The sequence below is a fragment of the Rhizobium sp. BK049 genome (genome assembly GCF_014193135.1).
Taxonomy (GTDB): domain Bacteria; phylum Pseudomonadota; class Alphaproteobacteria; order Rhizobiales; family Rhizobiaceae; genus Rhizobium.
The window spans coordinates 111,785-129,818 of the sequence record NZ_JACHYV010000017.1; the positions used below are offsets into that span (position 1 = coordinate 111,785).

The window sequence follows — 18,034 nt, forward strand, 5'->3', positions numbered from 1 at the left end:
GTCGTTCAGTTGGCCTGGTTGATCCAGGCATAACCGAAGCGATAGCGGTCGTCGCCGCGCCCGTAGAGATATGGCACATCGATCACCGCGGCGTCGGGCGCGGATACGCCGAGATTGACCTGGAGCCATTGCGCCATGGCCGGCGGCAGCCCTTCGTTTTTCTCCCTCTGCAGCATGAGCCACACGAGGAGAAGCGGGCGGCTTCCCGAGACATCCGGCTTGAAGCCGGGATAATCGACCGAAAGCACGGGAATACCGGGAATGTCCTGTCTGAGATTGCCGGCGAGCAGGCTGTCGCCGGCAAGGATCGCCGCCGGTTCGGCCTGCCTGCGCAAGGTTTCCAGCATATCAGCATATGGCCTGTTCAGGCGCTCGTAGTGACCCGTGAAGCGCGCGCTCGCCACACTGCCGTAAAGGGCCGCCGGCACGCCGATCATGATGACGGCGACGATGAGCATGAAGCGCCCGAAAGCCTTGCCGGTCTCGATGCCTGCCGCGTCGATCTTCAGGCAGAGATAGAGCGGCGCGATGAACAGCATCGGCACCAGCCAGCGATCCTTGATGCCTGCGGCGCCGCCGAAGACGATCAACAGTAGGATGCCGATGACGAAGACGAGCAGCATCCGCTCGAGGAGCCGTGTCCATTCCGATTGGACAGTCAGCGCTGAGCGAAGCTTCTTGCCGAAGACCATCGCGAACACTGCGATGGTCAATCCGGCGAAGCTGATGACGGCGAGAGCGAGCGAGCCGATGCCCATGGCGACCTGCATCGGATAGCTCGCATGGCCGCTCGCCGTCATCTTCTCCAGCGTGCGCGCGGTTGCGAAATCGAGATTGTCCTTCAGCCAGAAGAGATGCGGCAGGATGATGACGAGGGCCACGATCACGGTCAGCGCCAGCCGCCGGTCGAAGATTCGCGGCCGCAGGCGTGTATCCGCCAGCGCGGCAATCAGGGCAGCGGCCGGTAGGATGGCGAAATTATACTTGGCAAGCAGACCGAAACCGATGCCGATGCCCCCGATCAGATAGGAGGCAAGGCTCGGCTGCTTCAGGCTGCGGATGAAACCGTAGAAGAAGATGCTGGCCGAGAAGAAGACCGCGACCGTGTGCGTCAGGTCACGCTGCATCTCGAAAACCATCTGCGGAATGGTGAGCAGCCCGAGTGTTGCGATTGCCACGAGCGCCTTGTCACGCAGGACGAGCCGCGCCGTCAGGCCATACAGCAGATAGGAGATAAAGAGCAGAAGGTTCTTGACGACGGACAGGGCGGCAAGCGAGACGCCGGCAAACTGGAAGACGGCATACTGCAGCCAATTGTAGAAGGGCGGCTGCGGGCCATAACCGGCGGCAAGCCATTGTGAGCGAAAGGCCTGTTCGGCCTCGTCGAGATCGAGCGAATGCGATGTCGCGAGCCTCACACCGATCTGAAGGGCGAAATAGGCGGCCAGCAGGATGAAAATCCACCTGACGTCGCGAAGGCTGGTCTCGCTCATCTATCTCGCTCCCGGCCGAACCCAGGCATAGCCGAGTGCGAAATTATCGCCCTGGCGACCGAAATGATAGGGAAGCGACAAGGCGCCGATCTCCTGCGGTGCGATATCGGCCGCCGCCAGCGCCGATGAAAATCGCTCCGGCATGACCGCATCGGCGACCGTCGCCGTCTTCTTGCCGCGCCAGACGATGAGCACTGGTCCGTCCGATGTCGCATAGGCCGGGATGCCGGGTGCAGGGAAATCCGGGATCACCACGGGCACGCCGGGAAACTGCAGCCGCATGTTCCCGCCGACATAGGTATCCGAGGCGATCACCAGCGCAGGTTCGGCCTGTCGCGTCATTCCGCGGGCGAGATCGGCCATCGGCACATTCGGCCTGCTGTAGGTGTCGATCAGCCCGGCGCCGACGACGCGGAAGCCGAGCGCCACCAGGACGCAGGCCATCAGCACCGGCACGAGGGGTCGGAAGCGGCGCAGTCCGGCGGAAAGGTCGAGCCCGGCCGCCTGCATCTTTGCCAGGAAATAGATCGGCAGCACCAGCAGGAATGGGTCGAGCCAGCGTTCACGCACCGTCGTGGAGCCGGTGAACAGAACGATCAGAAGGATTCCGGCGAGGCTGTCAAGCATCATCCGCTCCATCATCCCCGTCCAGCGGTTTCCGGATGCGAGCGCCCTGAAAAAGTTCCGGCGGAAGGCGGCGGCGAAAATGGCGATGGGCAGCGCCGCAAAGGCGATGATGGCGATGACAAAGGCGACAATGCCCTTGCCGATGCGCAAGGCTCCGGCCGGTTCATTGCCGGCGGCCATTTTGACCAGAGTATCGGAGGAGGCGAATTCGAGGTTGCTCCGCAGCCAGATCGCGTGCGGCAGCACGATGATGAGCGCGACGGCGATCGCTGCCAGGATACGCCAGTCCAGCACCCTGCGCCGCCATTCGGCATCGGGCAGGACGGCGATCAGCGCCGCGACGGGCATCAGCGCGAAATTATATTTCGAGATCAGCCCTATGCCAGTCGCAAGCCCGAGCAGGAGGTAGCTGCCGATGCCGGGCCGCTCGAGCGTGCGGAAGAAGCCGTAGAGGAAGAGCGAACTGGCAAAGAGCAGCGCCGTCGTGTGGGTCAGATCCTGCTGCGCCATGTAGGAGACCTGGGGCAGGGTGATCAATGCCATCATTCCGACGGCGGCAAGCTTCTCGTCCTTCAGTGCCTCGCGTCCGGCAAGGCCGTAAAAGAGGTAACACAGGAAGAGCAGGATGTTCTTCGGGATGACAAGCGCGCCCATCGACAAGCCGGTCACCGAAACGATGGCATATTGCATCCAGTTGTAGAAGGGCGGCTGCGGGCCATAACCCGCCAGCAGATATTGCGAGAAGAAGGACTGCTCGGCCTCGTCGAGTTCCAGCGCGTGCGGAAGTACCAGCCTGAGCGCGATGTTCAGCACGAAATAGGCTGCAAGCAGCAGCGCCGCGGTTTTGATCGTCCTCGTCGCCCGGTTCAGCATCGTGCTGCCGGCTTATGCTTGGCTTTGATCGTCGAAGATCTCCCGGACGATGTAGTTCGGGGAGGCATCGTCACGATAGTAGGTGCGCGCGATCATTTCCGCCAGGATACCGGTGGTGATCATCTGTACCGACGAAAGCAGGAGCACGACGCCGACCATCAGCATCGGACGTGTGCCGATATCGTTGCCCATGATGAACTTGTCGAACCCGAGATAGAGCAGGATCAAGATGGCAACCGCGCCGAGACCGAGACCGAGCGAGCCGAAGAAATGGCCGGGCCGCGCTTTGTAGCGCATGAAGAACATCACCGACAGCAGGTCGAGGATGACGCGGAAGGTGCGCGAGATGCCGTATTTCGAAACACCGTGCTCGCGGGCATGGTGGGTGACGGCCATCTCGCCGATGCGCGAACTCGGGACGACGCCGGCGACCCAGGCTGGGATGAAGCGGTGCATCTCGCCCATCAGCTTCACCTGCTTGATGATCGAGGCCCGGTAGATCTTCAGGCTGCAGCCGTAGTCGTGCAGCTTGACGCCGGTGATGCGGCCGATCAGGTAGTTGGCGCACCAGGAGGGGATCTTGCGCAGGAACAGACCGTCCTTGCGGTTCTTGCGCCAGCCGACCAGCAGGTCGAGTTCGCGCCGCTCGAGCTCCGAGACCATCGCAGGGATGTCCTTCGGGTCGTTCTGCAGATCGCCGTCCATCGTCGCGATCAGCCGCCCCCGGGCGGTATCGATGCCGGCCTGCATGGCGGCGGTCTGGCCGAAATTACGCTGCAGCTCGACGATCCGGAGCGCCAGGCCCTTGCGGCCGACGAATTTTCGGGCGTTGACGAGCGTCGCATCCGTGCTGCCGTCGTCGACGAGGATCAGTTCCCAGCGATGAGGATACTCGGCCATCGCCGCAACGATGCGCTCGACCAGCGGGCCGACGCTTTCCTCTTCGTTGAAAACGGGCACGACCAGCGACAGCTCGAGCGATTGTACCGGATCATTCGTGCCGCGAATGGGCTCTACCGTTGTCTGCAACTTTGCATCTCCAAAAGGCCGGGCGGCCTTGCAATCTTACTGCCGCCACCGCGCTTGCGGAAGCCTACTACATGAAGTGTCCGCCCGTTGCCAGCGGGCAATGCCGCTTTCCCCGCAATCGGCCGACTTGCCGCAACCCTACTTCGCGCCGCCTTCTACCCAGGAATAACCAATCGAGAACGTATGTTTGCCGTCACCGAAAAGATAGGGAAGAGTCAGCGTCCTCACCTCCTGCAGATGAATACCCGACTTCACGAGATCATCGGCAAAGTCGGGAGAAATGGTGGGGTCATTTGCGGTTTCTCCGCGCCAGACGACGAGCACAGGACCCTTCGCAGCCGCATATTCAGGCACCCCGGGGCCTGGAAAGAATGGGATCACGACGGGGACGTCGGGGAATTCCAGCTTCATGTTGCCGGCCACGAACTTGGTTCCCGCCACGATGAGAACCGGCTTGCGGGTCGCGGTCAGCTCGTCAACGAAATTCGCGAAGGGCACGTTCGTTCTCGTGTAAACGCCGGTATATTGCATGCCGACGATCCTGAGCAGAAGGATCGCCAGGATGACGAGCATGAAGACCGGCACCACAGGCCGGAAGCGTGCTAGGCCGGCGGAAAGATCGACGCCGGCGGTTTCGAGCTTCAGGAACAGATAGATCAGCATGACGAGTAGGCACGGGTCGAGCCAGCGCTCGTGGATATCGCTCGCGCCGGCGACGATGACGACACCGACGAAGGCGAGCAGGCTCACGATCATCATTCGCTCGATGACCCGGATCATCGGACTGGACGCGGAAAACGCACGGAAGAAATCCCGTCGGAAGGCTGCTGCGAAGAGAACGAGGGGCAGTGCGACGAAGCCGAGGACGGCGATGACGAGGGACAACAGCCCCTGACCGATGCGGGGAAGGCCAGCGGCGGCCTCGTGTTCGGCGGTCATCCGCTCCATGGTCGGGGCCGAAGCGCTGATGAGATTATCGGGCAGCCATAGCGCATGCGGCAGAATGATCAGAATGGCGATTGCGAACGCCGGCAGCAGACGCCAGTCCAACAGACGGCTGCGCCACTTTCGGTCCACCAGGACCGCGACGAAGGCGGCAAACGGCAGGATGGCGAAATTGTATTTTGAGATGAGGCCGATGCCGGTGGCGATGCCGATGACGAGGTAGCTCCCGATCGTCGGCTGCCGAAGTGTGCGAAAAAAGCCGAAGAGGAAGAGCGAGGTCGCAAACAGCAGGGCAACGGTATGGGTCAGTTCGCGCTGCGCCATCAGGCCGACCTGTGGCAGGGTAATCAGGCTCAGCATAGCGACGGGTGCGAGCAGACGGTTCTTCAGCACCTCGCGGGCAGCCAGCCCATAGAAAAGATAGCAGCCGAAGAGAATGATGTTCTTCGGAACCGAGAGCGCCCACATCGTGATTCCGGTGACCGAGACGATGGCGTATTGGATCCAGTTGTAGAAGGGAGGCTGCGGACCGTAGCCGGCCAGAAGATATTGCGAGTAGAACGATTGTTCCGCCTCGTCGAGATCAAGCGTATGGGGCAATGCGATGCGGAGCACGATGTTCAGCAGGAAATAGACTGCCAGAAAAATGCTCGCACTCGTGATGTTTCTGGTAATGCGCTCCAACATCGATCTCCAAGTCAAGCCGGCAAGACGCCGTGATCTGTCGGTCTGCCGCGGCGGTGGTCGGCCTTAAAGCGATCTCGCCGCCGTCGCTTCAACTCCGCCGTTGTGCCCAACCTTCATTTCTCCTAAAACGCCTGGCAATGGAGCCGAGGCTCATGCCGACGCCAAGCGAGGAATGCCTACTACATGAAGAGTTCGATCGTTGAAAGCCAGCAGTCCTGGTTTATGCGCAATCGCATGACGGCGCTGACGGTCGTAATTGTCGCAGCCTATGCGCTCTTCGTACAATGGTTCTGGGGTTGGCCCGTCATCATCAGCCAATGGGCCGATGTCGGGGCAGGCCCGGTGATCGGCGCGCTCGTGGCGTTGACGAGCACCTATTTCCTGCGTACCTGGCGCATCTACGACTATTTTCCCAAGGAGACGGCGGGCCGCTTCGCGATTCTCTTTCGCGTTACGCAGATCCACAATCTCCTGAACATCATGCTGCCCTTCCGCACCGGCGAGACCAGCTTTCCCTTGCTGATGCGCACCGAGTTCGGCATTCCGCTGACCCGCGGAACCTCGGCGCTCCTGGTCATGCGGCTGCTCGACCTGCACGCGCTTCTGGCTGCCGCCGGTATCGGCTTTGCGCTTGCCGCGGCCGATGCATTCGTCGCATGGTCGCTTTGGGCAGTCTTCCTGCTGCTGCCGGTCGCAGCTTTCGCCGCGCGCAAGCCGCTGTTCCGGCTCGCTGCCAGGCTGTTGCCTGATAAGGCGCAGAAATTCGTCGTTGAGATCGAAAACGGGCTGCCGCTCGATGCCGCAGCCTTCGCGCGCGCCTGGGCGATGACCATCGTCAACTGGCTGGTGAAGGTGATCGTGCTCGCATGGGCGCTCGGCCTGATGGGCGTGCTGCCGATAGCGGCAAGCTTCGGCGGCGCGCTCGGCGGTGAACTCTCCTCCGTTCTGCCGGTGCACGCGCCGGGCGGCGTCGGCACCTATCCGGCCGGCATCACCGCCGGCGCCATTGCGCTCGGAGCCTCCAGCGAGCGGATGGCTCTGGCCGCGCTGGCGCAGGCAAGCGTCAATGCGCATCTCTTGATCATCGTCTCGGCGCTGACGGGCACCGCAATCTCACTGCCGCTCGGGCGCCGCGGCAAGCTCTGAAATCCGTTTCCGCAAAAAAGCCTGCTCCGGCTCCTGCCGACAGAGCGACAGTGCCGTCTGATAGGCGGTGATCGCCTCTTCGGTGCGGCCAAGCCTGCGCAGGAAATCGGCGCGCGCCGAATGGGCGAGGTGATAGGACCTGAGCTCCTGACGCCCTAAAATGGCATCGACCAGATCCAGTCCCTTCGCTGGCCCTTCCGCCATTGATATCGCAACGGCGCGGTTGAGTTCCACGATCGGGGAGGGCTGCGCCGCCAGCAGCAGATCATAGTAGAAGGCGATGCGCCGCCAGTCGGTCTCTTCGGCGGTCGGCGCCCTGGCATGCTCTGCAGCGATCGCCGCCTGCGCCGTATAGGCGCTGATCTCCGCCACCCGCATCGCCTCGGCGAGCAGCGCCAGGCCTTCCGCGATTTTTGCACGGTCCCAGAGCGACCGGTCCTGGTCGGCAAGCAGCACCAGCGATCCCTGCTCGTTGCTGCGTGCCAAGCGGCGGGAGTCCTGCAGCAGCATCAGCGCCAGAAGACCACGGGCGTCAGGATGCGGCAGCAGCGCCAGAAGCAGCCGCGCCAGCCTAATCGCCTCGGCGGTCAGGTCGGCGCGGACAACATCCTCGCCGGATGAGGCGGAATAACCTTCGTTGAAAACAAGATAGATGACGTGCAGCACCTGATCGAGCCGCTGAGGCAGTGCGTCGCGGCCCGGCACTTCGTAGGGGATATTCGCGGCGCGTATCCTGTTCTTGGCGCGCACGATCCGCTGGGCGACCGTCGGCGCCGGAACGATAAAGGCATGGGCGATCTCTTCGGTGGTCAATCCGCAGATTTCGCGGAGCGCCATCGCCGTCTGGGCATCGGATGGGATAGCAGGATGGCAGCAGGTGAAGATCAGCCGCAGCATGTCGTCCTCAATCGCTTCCATATCGCCGATCTCCGTTGTGTCGACGCTGTAGAGGCTGTCCTCGATGTGATGCTGCGAGGCGTCGAAGCGCGCTCGCCGCCGGATTGTGTCGATCGCCTTGAAACGTCCTGTCGAGACGAGCCAGGCGAACGGGTTGCCGGGAACGCCATCCGTCGGCCATGACCGGGCGGCCGCGGCAAAGGCATCCTGAAGCGCTTCCTCCGCTCGGTCGAAATCCCCGAGCAGGCGGATCAGCGTCGCCAGCACCCGGCGCGACTGGGTTCGATAAATCTCTTCGATCACGCTCTCCAGCGGCGCACCTCCTCAGTACGGCGCGGGGAGTGTCCGCACGGGCCTGAGCTCGACCGCGCCGAAACGCGCCGAAGGGATCCGTCCGGCAATCTCTTTCGCCTGCATGAGGTCCGGCGCCTCGATGACGTAGAAGCCGGCGAGATGTTCCTTCGTCTCGACATAGGGGCCATCGGTGGCGGAGAGCGTGTTGTTACGAACGCGCAGCACCGTCGCCTGGTCAGGCATCTCCAAGGCATCGGCGTGGATCATGATGCCGTCACGGCGTAGCTCCTCATCGAAGGCGAAATGCGCTTTGATGAGTTCATCGGTCTCACCAGGCGTCAGCCTGCCATCCGTGTCGGCGCTGTTGTAGATTAGGCAGATATAGCGCATGGCTATTTCCCATCCTGGATCGCGTAAGTCGGGCGCACTTCAATCGAGGAATATTTGACGATCGGAAAACTCGACGCGATCGTTTTCGCCTCCTCGATACTGTTGGCTTCGATAAGCACAAAACCACCGAGGTGCTCCTTGATTTCAGCAAACGGGCCATCGGTCACAGAAACTTCGCCATTGCGCAGGCGGACCGTGACCGCTGTTGACGGTTCATACAAGGCGAGCGCCACCTGGAGGTGACCGCTCTCGCGCCAGCGATTGTCGCTGATGATGCACTCCTGTGTGAGCGCATCCCATTCGCTCTGAGGGACCAGCTTGCTTTTTTCCGTGTCGAACCAGATCTGGCATAGAAATTTCATCGCTCTTTCCTCATTTGGTTCCGAATTCATGGATTGGCCGCACTTCGATTGCGCCGAGCTTCGCAATCGGGATGCCGGCGGCAACGCGGATCGCATCGTTAAGGTCCTTTGCCTCGATCAGAATGAAGCCGCCGAGCGCTTCCTTCGTCTCGGCAAAAGGACCGTCTGTTACCGATGTCTCGTCGGCCCGCACACGGACCGTCACCGCCGATGTCGGCGGCTGCAGTGCCTGGGCAATGATCATATGCCCGCTTTCGACGAGATCCCGGTCATAGTTCAGGGAATTCGCGTCGAGGTCGGCCTTCTCCTCATTCGTCATGGCGTCGAGTATCGCGCCATCGAACCAGACCTGGCAGAGATATTTCATTGCGGGCAGCCTCCTTCAATACCTCTGGACGAATGGGGTGCGGGCATTTCGACAGCGTCAGGAAAAATCTTTTGTGCCGGTCACCTGTCGAAATGACAAGTGAGCACTCGACAAGGCTTCGTCGAAACCTGTCGAGGAGAATGGCAATGAGTATTCTTGAAATCGCGCTGGCAAGCCAGATCTGGGCGCGCCGCCATGAGAAGCGCGGGCTGGCATTCGACGAAAGCGCTGGGCTGAAGGCCCTTCTGCGCGTCGCTTTCGTCTTCGTCGCCTTCACTCTGTTGATTGCAGGGCTGAACATCGCTGCCGGCAGGCCGCAGATGCTTGCGCAGAGTTCGGCGCCTGTTGCGACCGGCCGATAAAGAAACGGCTTATTGGAATGCCGTCTCGAAGAAGCTGCGCAGTTTGCGCGAATGCAGCGCTTCCTTCGGCATGGCCGCAAGCTTCTGGACCGCACGGATGCCGATCTGCAAATGCTGGTTCACTTGCGTGCGGTAGAAGGCGGTCGCCATACCCGGCAGCTTCAACTCGCCATGCAGCGGCTTGTCGGAGACGCAGAGGAGCGTCCCGTAGGGCACACGGAAGCGGAAGCCATTGGCGGCGATCGTTGCCGATTCCATGTCGAGCGCGATGGCGCGCGCCTGGGACAGCCGCTTCACCGGCCCCCGCTGGTCGCGCAGTTCCCAGTTGCGGTTGTCGATCGTGCCGACGGTGCCGGTGCGCATGATGCGCTTCAGCTCGAAACCTTCGTAACCGGTGATTTCGGCGACGGCCGCTTCCAGCGCCACCTGCACTTCGGCCAGCGCCGGAATCGGCACCCAGACCGGCAGGTCGTCGTCGAGAACATGGTCCTCTCGCATATAGGCGTGGGCGAGAACGTAATCGCCGAGCCGCTGGCTGTTGCGAAGCCCGGCGCAGTGGCCGAGCATCAGCCAGGCATGCGGGCGCAGCACGGCGACGTGGTCGGTTATCGTCTTGGCGTTGGAGGGGCCGACGCCGATGTTGATCATGGTGATCCCGGCATGGCCCTTCTTCTTCAGATGATAGGCCGGCATCTGCGGCAGACGGGAAAGTGTCGCATCCGTTTCCGGCACGCTTGAGCCGGGCAGGGTGACGATGTTGCCGGGCTCGACGAAGGCGGTGTAGCCGTCGCCGCCCTCTGCCATCAGCTTGCGCGCCCAGCTGCAGAATTCATCGATATAGAACTGGTAGTTCGTAAACAGCACGAAGTTCTGGAAATGCTCGGCATGCGTCGCCGTATAATGCGACAGCCGGGCGAGCGAATAGTCGATGCGCTGGGCGGTGAACGGCGCAAGCGGCGAGGGCTCTCCTGGCGGCGGGATATATTCGCCGTTGGCGATTTCGTCGTCGGTGGTGTTGAGGTCGGGCGTGTCGAAGATATCGCGCATTGGAACGTCGACAAATGCTGAGGCCGATGCTTCGACATGGGCGCCCTCGCCGAAGGCGAAGTGCAGCGGGATCGGCGTTGACGATTCCGAGACGACGATCGGAACATTATGGCTCTTGATCAGCAGCGACAACTGCTCCTTCAGGTAATGCCTGAAGAGCTTCGGCCGGGTGACCGTCGTCGTGTAGATGCCGGGCGCCGTGACATGGCCGTAGGAGAGGCGCGAATCGACATGGCCGAAGCTCGTCGTCTCGATGCTGACCTGCGGATAGAAGGCGCGGTAGCGCGAGGCGATCGGAGCACCCTGGGCAAGGTCGGTGAAGCTCTGGATCAGGAACGCCGTATTGCGTTCATAAAGCGCTGTCAGCGTCTCGACGGCCTTGGCCGGATCATCGAAGCTCTCGGGCTGGAAAGGGGGCGGAGAGGAAATGTCGAGGGGCGACAGAGGGGAGATTCGTTTGTTCATGACGCATTATAGAGAGTTGTTTTTGACAAGCAAACGACGCGCGCCGGCCGAATCCGATTTTTTATCCTCTTGCGAGCCTGTTGCCCTCACCGCACCGTGGGCGCGCAGAAGGTTCCGCTTCTCTCCAGGCAGGTATAGTTCGCACCGAAATGCGACTGCGTACCGCCCCCGCCATTGTGCACGACGACCGCCGAAAATGTGACGGCGAAGACCGCCGCAAACAGCGTGATGATGGTGAAACGTCTTGCCAGAATATAGAAGTTCATCCCAGGCCCCCGATACGCAACCTAACCGTGACATGAGTTTTGCCACACCTCGGCTGAACGAGTGCTGAGATGTCGGTTCATCCACCGTTCAGCTTGCGGGGCAGGGTCTGGCGATTGCAGTGACGATTGGCAAGTCGGGAAGACTTTGAGGACATGCCGGCTTTTCGACCGGCATGATTATACGTTTCGGATGCTTGTTGCGTCAGTTTTATCGCGTCAGAGCCGCGTCCAGGTCTGCGTCTTGCAAAGGATCTTCATCACGCAGCCCTGCATCTTCAGTGAATTGCCGGAAATCTTTCCTGAGCCGCTATAGGTCTTGTCGGCGGCGGGGTCGGTGATTTCGCCGGCGTAGCTGCCGCCGGTCCCGGCAAGTGTGCCGATCTTGCGGCCTGTATATTTGCCGGTTTTCAGCGTCACACAATAACTGCCGCCGCAGGCGGCAATCACCGCGGTTTCGCCGGAGGCGGTCTTCCAACTGCCGACGATAGGTTCCTCGGCATTCGCTGTGCCCGCCATCACGGCGATAGCGCCGGCAAGAATGAGACTGCGGATCATCTTTTCCTCCCTGATGTCCTCTGACCGACCGCGAAAATAACTGACGCGAACGTAAAGATAAATAGAGCCAGCTGCCGGTCGCTGAAAGCAGCCGAAAAGCCGACCGTAGAGCTTTTAAACCCGTCGCCTGCTGTTTTCATGATGAACGATCCGTTTATTTCCAAATCTGAATCGTTTGTAAAATTCGAACGAAAGCCTTAAATCGCCGGCAATCCGATGTTTAACAAAAACCCAATTTTACCAAGCGTTTGCAGTTTGTTTGTCTCAAATTAATCATGCATTTTAGGCGTTTTTTGAAAGCAGTTTGGCATAGTCAAGCCATCAGATGAGCGGGGTAAACCCGCCGGACCGGAAGGGCCGCAAAGCCGCGTAGACGGCAGGGTCCGAAGGTAAAACAGGGTAAGTCGTAAACAGGCTAACAGGGATAAAACCGATGGCACGCTTTGAAATGCACAATGCTGAAACGGCCACCATGGGTGGCGACAACAACAGCGCCGATGTCTTCTGCGAAATGGGTCTGATGTATGCGACCGGCCGCGGCTGCGCCGTCGACCTCGTTGCCGCCCACAAGTGGCTGAACATCGCCGCGATCAAGGGCAACGACCGCGCCGCCGAGCTCCGCGCCGACGTGGCCGCCGCCATGAACAAGATGCAGCTCGTGGAAGCACTGCGCGCTGCCCGCGAATGGATGACGGTTCACTAACGCACCGACCGAGAATCCGAAACGATTCCGGACAGAACGATACCTCAACTGTTGGAGCGCCGCGTGTCCAAAAGGACCCACGGCGCTCCAACAGACGTTTTCTGAGGTTGTCGGTGTTGGGACGCCTCAGACGTCCTTCGTTAGACGAGGCAAGACCTCGTCGATTGCAACGACACCTTGGGGATCAAAACATGGCGCTCAAGCGAATGGACAATGTCGGAATCGTCGTCGAAGACCTCGGAGAGGCGATTGATTTCTTTCGCGAGCTCGGCCTCGAATTGGAAGGGCGGGCGACGGTCGAAGGCGAGTGGGCCGGACGTATCACCGGACTGGGAGATCAGCGTGTCGAGATCGCCATGATGCGCACACCGGACGGCCACAGCCGGCTTGAGCTCTCCCGCTTTCTGGCGCCGCCTGTCGTCGCAGATCACCGGAACGCCCCGGTCAACGCCCTCGGCTACCTCCGCGTCATGTTCGCAGTCGATGACATTGACGAGACGCTTGAGAGACTGCGCGGGCGCGGCGCGCAGCTCGTAGGGGAAGTCGTTCAGTATAAGGATGCGTATCGGCTCTGCTACATTCGCGGACCTGAAGGGATTCTGATCGGCCTCGCCGAGGAACTCCGCTGAACGCAATACGCGGACAAAAGGGGAAGACCGACCAATGTCGGCGGACAGGGATAAAAACCTCAGGCGAGCGTCTTCAGGACCTGCGGCAGCGCTTCCTCGAACAGCGCCATCTCAGCCTCCGGTCCGACGCTGACGCGGATGCAGCGATTGAGCGGCGCAACACCAGGCATGCGGATAAACACGCCATGCTCCATCAGGCCATCGACGATCGCCCGCGCATGGGCGCCGTCGCGACCGGTATCGATCGCCACGAAATTCGTCGCCGAGGGCAGCGGCTCAAGACCATTTGCCCGGGCGATGCGGCCGATCCGCTCGCGTGCCGCATGGATCTTCCCGACCACCTCGGCCAAATAGGCCTGGTCCTTGAGCGCCGCCAGCGCTGCAACCGTCGCCAGCCGGTTCATGCCAAAATGATTTCGGATCTTGTCGAAGGCCTGTGCCGTGCTCGAGGTCGAGATCGCATAGCCGGTGCGTGAACCGGCGAGCCCGTAGGCCTTGGAAAAGGTGCGGGTGCGGACGATGTTCGGCAGATCGATGAGCGAGAGGATCGACGGCAATGAATTTGCCGGCCCCGTTTCGCTGTAGGCCTCGTCCAGCACCATCATCGTGGTCTCGGGCAGCGCCCGGGCGAATGCGACGATGCTGTCGGCGTCCCACCAGCTTCCCATCGGATTGTCAGGATTGGCGAAATAGACAAGCGGCGCATTCTCGCGCCTGACGGCATCGAGCAGCCCGTCCAGATCCTCGCGGTCGTTGACATAAGGGACGGTCACCAGCCGGCCGCCGAAACCGGCGACATGGAAGTTGAAGGTCGGATAGGCGCCGAGCGAGGTAACGACGGGCGCCCCCGGCTCGATCACCAACCGGACGATGTGACCGAGCAGTTCGTCAATGCCGCCGCCGATGGCGATATTGGCGGGCGCCACACCGAGATGCGCGCAAAGTGCTTGCCGCAGCGCGAAATTCTCCGGGTCGTTGTATTTCCAGATGTCGTGCGTCTCTTCGCGGATCGCGGCAAGCACGGAAGGAGCTGGGCCAAAGCCGTTCTCATTGGCGCCGATTCGCGCCAGGACGGCGCGACCGCGCTCGCGTTCGATGGCCTCGGGGCCAACGAAGGGAACTGTGGAGGGCAGGGCGCTGATGAGGGGTGTAAAGCGCGAGAAGGCGGACATGCGAAAGCGGTTTCCGGACATGTTGAGATCAGGCGCAACAATAGGCCCAGGCCCAGCCATGGCAAGCAAGATTATTCCGCAGCCACGGCGCTGCTGATGCGTTCCTTTCAATCGACAAGGCGACGAGTGATTTGAATTGCTGGACGATTTTTCCGCGGATCAGTGTCCCATACGGGGACTTATACCGGGCTGGCGGCAAGCCTCGTCTCGCGGAACATCGGTGCACGCCTGGCGTCAATCGCTTCCATATTGCCGACAAGGAAATCGGCGCGGACGACGCGTCGCAGAACCTCTGGATCCAGGAGGTTGATGAACCTTACCCCGATGCGTTCCTTATGGCGGTAGACCTCGGCGCAACCGATGCGATAAGCTAGGCCGAGGATGTTCAGATAATAATGTTTCGGCAGACCGGCGGTTGTCGAGACGATGAACGTCGCACCGCCCTGCGATATGTCGATGATCTCGGCGCTTCGCATCGACACGCCGGTGAGGCACGGCCGCACGGCGACGATGCGGGCCGGGCGCTTGACGTGGAACTCTTCCCAGCGCAGGTCGTAAATGGCGGATTTGACCGTCGCAAGGTGTGTGGCGCGGAGCATAGTCATCTTACATTCTCCGTCAGACAGGGCACAGTTGGGGTTCTTGCTCTGAGCAAGCTGATCTTGCTCCAGTCACGGTCCCATGAATGTTTTGCACATTCGTCAAACATATGATGACAATTTTAACGAGTTTAAATTTTGTTCCCAAGCGGGACTCCTAATGTTCACAATCGGCACGCAGGCTGTCATGCCAAGCTCGATGGCGGATTGCGCCGCGATCACTTCCGGCGCTGTTTTCTCGAACTCTTTCAATGGCCGGGCGTTCTGTCTAGATCGACGAGCAAGGGGCGCGTCGATGACGACAGCGAGGAGTTGAAGATGACCGACGTCAGAATTCCCGGAAAATCATGGATCGTAGTCTGCAATGGAGCCAAGGCCCTGATCATGCAGAACGCCGGCGATGCCCAGCTGATGAACCTGAAGGTGTTGGAAACCCTGACGCAGCCGAACGAGCCCGATCGCGAACTCGGCGCCGACAAGCCCGGCCGCAGCCATGCCGCAGACGGATTGAGCCGCAGCGCTGTCGAAGAGACCAGCTGGCAGGAGCAGGCCGAAGCGCAATTTCTGAAACATGTGGCGGAGCGAATGGACGAGCTGACGCAGGCAAAGGATGCGCGCCGTATCGTCCTCATCGCACCGCCGAAGGCGCTCGGCACCTTGCGGCCGGCGCTGAGCGCCGAGACGCAGGCAGCGATATCGGCGGAATTGGGGAAAGACTATACCAATCTGCCGATCGACGAGATCGAGCGGCATCTCGCAGCGTGATGAAACCGATCGATGAACTGACGCGGGCCTCTGGCCCGCATTTCTTGTTCGCTTCAGACCAACGGTCTCTCTCCGGCAAACAGATCCTCATGATCGGCAAACAGCGTGGCCAGGCGATCGATGACCGTCCTGACTTCCGGCCTTTGCCGCTCGTCGTCATGCGCGACGATCCACATCTCGTAGGTCAATTCATCGATGACAGGCCCGGCGCGGACGAGTTTGCGCTCCTGGTCGCCGATGAAACAGGGCAGCACGCCGCGGCCGGCGCCGCCTCGGATCAGGTAAAAGAGCATATGCGGCGTGTTCGTCCAGCTGGTGATCCAATAATCCGGCTGTTCGAAAGTCCACTTGTCCGCCGGTGTGATGGCGATGTCCGTTCCGAGTGAGATCCAGTTGCAATTGATCTCGTCGTAATCGGCCGCCTGATAAACCGCATGCGCCACCTTGACTGAACGGCGGATCGCGACGTTGCCGGCGTCCGGCCGGCTGTGGCGAATGGCGATATGCGCCTCGCGATAGGTGAAATCGACACTCGCGTCACAAGTCTTGTAACACATGCGAAAACAGTCTTTCGGCGTCCAGACGCTGGCCAGGTGGTCGGCGATAAAGCGCGACGTCCAGCTGTCGACGACCGTCGACACAATCGGCAGCGTCAGCACTTCACCGCGCCAGTCGGAAATCGCCCGGGCCGCATCCTGCATCAGCCGGACGCGATCGAGCAGCTCCTGGCCGTCCTTGGCAAGCAGGTAGCCTGTGGGACCGCGGTTGAACAGCGACCGGCCGGTCACACGTTCGAGCGCCAGCATACGCCGGCCGATCGTCGGCGCACTGAGCCCCGTCCGCGCCGCCGCCGCCGATAGACCGCCGCCGGTCGCGACATGGAAGAAAAGCTGCAGGTCGTCCCAGCTCGCCTCTTTCATGGATGAAAACCCCCTTTCCTCCATGCCTCTACATAACGGGGGCGTGAAGGCTTAGCTCAACTACTCCAGCAATAGATGGAGGATAGGCAATGCTTCTCAACTGGGTAGTTCTCTTCAACGAGGTCGCGTCCCGCAATTGCCGGATGCGCCGCGATCCCATGGCCGATCCGCTCGATGGCCCGGAATGGCGCGGACTTCTCTGGATCATAGCGATCATCGCGCATCTCTCGGCAACAAGAGGCGAGACGAGGAGGCCGCGCCGCGACCGGGCGGTGATTGGAAGACGCCTCAGTTTTCGAAGCTCAGTCGCAGCACGTGGTGCAGGAATTCCGGATTGAGCAGCATGTTGAAGCTGATCGTCACCAGTTCGTTTTCGCGCTTGACCAAGGTGGCGCCGATTTCGTCATGGATGCCGAGTATTTCGAGAAAGAAATGACTCGGCATCTCCAGGCTCGGACTGACTTCGAGCACGGCGCCGGCAAGTGTGATCGTGCGGATCAGGCATCGTACCTGCGTCCCGGTGCTGAGGTGGTGGCCGACGAAGATGATATTGCCCGGCCTGTCGAGATTGAATTCCCGGTAAGCTCGTTCCGGCTTGGGGTGTTCTGTGTCGAGGTGCATCTGAAAGGCCCTTTTAGCCTCCGCTCATCGTAAGCAGAGAATAATGCAAGAGTGCTGACGATTGCTGAAGATTATCGTTAAGTTCGAAGGTTTTTGCCGAGATCGGCTGAAAATCGCATCGATTCCGTCCAGATATGCTCCAAATTCGCGCAATTCGGCGGGCAGCCGCGCCATTCTTGACATGCCGACAGCGATCGCGCATACAAAGCCCCGGTTCGAGGCACCAGCCGCTCGCGGATGAAAATCCATGGTGAAGCCCTCGCGATCATGGTCACGGCCCCTTGTGCATGCTGACTGACGGCAATGCGAGCTCCCATTGACAGTCGAAGAGCATGCCTTGCGAAGGCTCACTCCATGACGACCTATCCCGGCATTGAAGAACTGAAGGCCCAGGCTAAGCGCCTGCGCCAGGCGATGAACGATCGCGGCAGCGCGCTGACCCACAGTGCGGCCTTGGAAATGATCGCCCGCCAGCACGGCGCGCGTGACTGGAACACGCTGGCGGCTCTGGCGGCAAAACCCAATGCGGCTGCGAAGACGCCGCTCTTCGTCGGCGCCCATATTCGCGGCCGCTATCTCAATCAGCCGTTCACTGGCGAAATCCTCTCGCTTTCGGCTCTGCCGGGCGGCCTCTACCGGATCACCATCCATTTCGACGAAGCGGTTGACGTGGTCACCTTCGAGAGTTTTTCAGCCTTTCGGCGGCGCGTGAGTGCACAGATCGATGCCGACGGCGTCTCCCCCAGGAAGACCTCGAACGGCGTGCCTCATCTGGTGCTCGATCTCTGATTTGCTCCTCATCCTTTCCTGGCTGCCCGCA

General features: G+C 60.9%; 22 protein-coding genes. 7 read left to right on the top strand and 15 right to left on the bottom strand.

Annotated features, from left to right (window positions below):
* Positions 1-5: 5 nt before the first annotated feature.
* From FHT70_RS18670 to FHT70_RS18685, 4 genes are all read right to left on the bottom strand, one after another.
* On the bottom strand, positions 6-1,493 hold the full coding sequence (locus FHT70_RS18670; RefSeq protein WP_183703844.1) for a glycosyltransferase family 39 protein: 1,488 nt from the start codon (positions 1,491-1,493) through the stop codon (positions 6-8).
* The gene (locus tag FHT70_RS18675) at positions 1,494-2,993 is read right to left on the bottom strand and encodes a glycosyltransferase family 39 protein (RefSeq protein WP_183703847.1); all 1,500 of its coding nucleotides are present in this window, start codon (positions 2,991-2,993) and stop codon (positions 1,494-1,496) included.
* A 12-nt stretch (positions 2,994-3,005) separates the two neighbouring features.
* Positions 3,006-4,022 (bottom strand): glycosyltransferase family 2 protein, encoded by a 1,017-nt coding sequence (locus tag FHT70_RS18680; RefSeq protein ID WP_085777531.1) that lies wholly within the window; start codon positions 4,020-4,022, stop codon positions 3,006-3,008.
* 138 nt (positions 4,023-4,160) lie between these two features.
* Positions 4,161-5,654 (bottom strand): glycosyltransferase family 39 protein, encoded by a 1,494-nt coding sequence (locus FHT70_RS18685; protein WP_183703850.1) that lies wholly within the window; start codon positions 5,652-5,654, stop codon positions 4,161-4,163.
* 183 nt (positions 5,655-5,837) lie between these two features.
* Between FHT70_RS18685 and FHT70_RS18690 the strand changes: the two genes are divergently transcribed.
* Entirely contained in the window at positions 5,838-6,800 is a 963-nt protein-coding gene (locus FHT70_RS18690; protein ID WP_183703853.1) for a lysylphosphatidylglycerol synthase domain-containing protein, read from the top strand.
* Here FHT70_RS18690 and FHT70_RS18695 read toward each other — a convergent pair.
* Genes FHT70_RS18695 through FHT70_RS18710 form a run of 4 tightly spaced genes read right to left on the bottom strand, consistent with a single transcriptional unit; the run spans position 6,768 to position 9,110 of the window.
* On the bottom strand, positions 6,768-8,009 hold the full coding sequence (locus FHT70_RS18695; RefSeq protein WP_097599789.1) for an RNA polymerase sigma factor: 1,242 nt from the start codon (positions 8,007-8,009) through the stop codon (positions 6,768-6,770). The two genes, FHT70_RS18690 and FHT70_RS18695, sit on opposite strands and share 33 nt — an antisense overlap.
* Positions 8,010-8,021: 12 nt before the next feature.
* Complete coding sequence (locus FHT70_RS18700) at positions 8,022-8,381, bottom strand: YciI family protein (RefSeq protein WP_085777535.1); 360 nt, start codon at positions 8,379-8,381, stop codon at positions 8,022-8,024.
* A 2-nt stretch (positions 8,382-8,383) separates the two neighbouring features.
* Entirely contained in the window at positions 8,384-8,743 is a 360-nt protein-coding gene (locus tag FHT70_RS18705; protein WP_097599788.1) for a YciI family protein, read from the bottom strand.
* Positions 8,744-8,753: 10 nt separating this feature from the next.
* Positions 8,754-9,110, bottom strand: coding sequence for a YciI family protein (locus FHT70_RS18710; protein WP_097599787.1), 357 nt, complete (start codon positions 9,108-9,110; stop codon positions 8,754-8,756).
* A gap of 146 nt (positions 9,111-9,256) precedes the next feature.
* Here FHT70_RS18710 and FHT70_RS18715 point away from each other — a divergent pair, with 146 nt between their 5' ends.
* The gene (locus tag FHT70_RS18715) at positions 9,257-9,472 is read left to right on the top strand and encodes a hypothetical protein (RefSeq protein ID WP_245421339.1); all 216 of its coding nucleotides are present in this window, start codon (positions 9,257-9,259) and stop codon (positions 9,470-9,472) included.
* A 9-nt stretch (positions 9,473-9,481) separates the two neighbouring features.
* Here the strand turns inward: FHT70_RS18715 and amn are convergent, their stop codons facing one another.
* The 3 genes from amn to FHT70_RS18730 form a co-directional block, all read right to left on the bottom strand.
* Entirely contained in the window at positions 9,482-10,984 is a 1,503-nt protein-coding gene (amn, locus tag FHT70_RS18720) for an AMP nucleosidase (RefSeq protein WP_097599785.1), read from the bottom strand.
* Positions 10,985-11,070: 86 nt separating this feature from the next.
* On the bottom strand, positions 11,071-11,250 hold the full coding sequence (locus FHT70_RS18725) for a hypothetical protein (protein ID WP_085777540.1): 180 nt from the start codon (positions 11,248-11,250) through the stop codon (positions 11,071-11,073).
* Between the two features lie 216 nt (positions 11,251-11,466).
* Entirely contained in the window at positions 11,467-11,805 is a 339-nt protein-coding gene (locus FHT70_RS18730; RefSeq protein WP_183703856.1) for a DUF2147 domain-containing protein, read from the bottom strand.
* Positions 11,806-12,238: 433 nt separating this feature from the next.
* Between FHT70_RS18730 and FHT70_RS18735 the strand changes: the two genes are divergently transcribed.
* Positions 12,239-12,508, top strand: a complete 270-nt coding sequence (locus tag FHT70_RS18735; protein ID WP_011424668.1) for a sel1 repeat family protein — start codon at positions 12,239-12,241, stop codon at positions 12,506-12,508.
* A 191-nt stretch (positions 12,509-12,699) separates the two neighbouring features.
* A complete protein-coding gene (locus FHT70_RS18740) occupies positions 12,700-13,137 on the top strand; it encodes a VOC family protein (RefSeq protein WP_183703858.1) in 438 nt (145 codons plus the stop codon).
* A gap of 59 nt (positions 13,138-13,196) precedes the next feature.
* On the opposite strand, the gene FHT70_RS18745 is transcribed toward FHT70_RS18740, so the two are convergent.
* Together FHT70_RS18745 and FHT70_RS18750 are read right to left on the bottom strand one after the other, a co-directional pair.
* Positions 13,197-14,309, bottom strand: a complete 1,113-nt coding sequence (locus FHT70_RS18745; protein ID WP_183703861.1) for a pyridoxal phosphate-dependent aminotransferase — start codon at positions 14,307-14,309, stop codon at positions 13,197-13,199.
* Positions 14,310-14,488: 179 nt separating this feature from the next.
* Positions 14,489-14,914, bottom strand: coding sequence for a PilZ domain-containing protein (locus FHT70_RS18750; protein WP_183703864.1), 426 nt, complete (start codon positions 14,912-14,914; stop codon positions 14,489-14,491).
* 312 nt (positions 14,915-15,226) lie between these two features.
* On the opposite strand from FHT70_RS18750, the gene FHT70_RS18755 reads away from it, so the two are divergent.
* On the top strand, positions 15,227-15,673 hold the full coding sequence (locus tag FHT70_RS18755) for a host attachment family protein (protein WP_183703868.1): 447 nt from the start codon (positions 15,227-15,229) through the stop codon (positions 15,671-15,673).
* 53 nt (positions 15,674-15,726) lie between these two features.
* On the opposite strand, the gene FHT70_RS18760 is transcribed toward FHT70_RS18755, so the two are convergent.
* Complete coding sequence (locus tag FHT70_RS18760) at positions 15,727-16,593, bottom strand: LysR family transcriptional regulator (protein ID WP_183703871.1); 867 nt, start codon at positions 16,591-16,593, stop codon at positions 15,727-15,729.
* 89 nt (positions 16,594-16,682) lie between these two features.
* Here FHT70_RS18760 and FHT70_RS30405 point away from each other — a divergent pair, with 89 nt between their 5' ends.
* Positions 16,683-16,931: a hypothetical protein gene (locus FHT70_RS30405; RefSeq protein WP_085777545.1), complete on the top strand. Its 249-nt coding sequence runs from the start codon at positions 16,683-16,685 to the stop codon at positions 16,929-16,931.
* On the opposite strand, the gene FHT70_RS18765 is transcribed toward FHT70_RS30405, so the two are convergent.
* The gene (locus FHT70_RS18765; protein WP_097599778.1) at positions 16,882-17,214 is read right to left on the bottom strand and encodes a hypothetical protein; all 333 of its coding nucleotides are present in this window, start codon (positions 17,212-17,214) and stop codon (positions 16,882-16,884) included. The two genes, FHT70_RS30405 and FHT70_RS18765, sit on opposite strands and share 50 nt — an antisense overlap.
* A 354-nt stretch (positions 17,215-17,568) precedes the next feature.
* Here FHT70_RS18765 and FHT70_RS18770 point away from each other — a divergent pair, with 354 nt between their 5' ends.
* Complete coding sequence (locus FHT70_RS18770) at positions 17,569-18,003, top strand: glyoxalase superfamily protein (RefSeq protein ID WP_183703874.1); 435 nt, start codon at positions 17,569-17,571, stop codon at positions 18,001-18,003.
* Positions 18,004-18,034 lie beyond the last annotated feature (31 nt).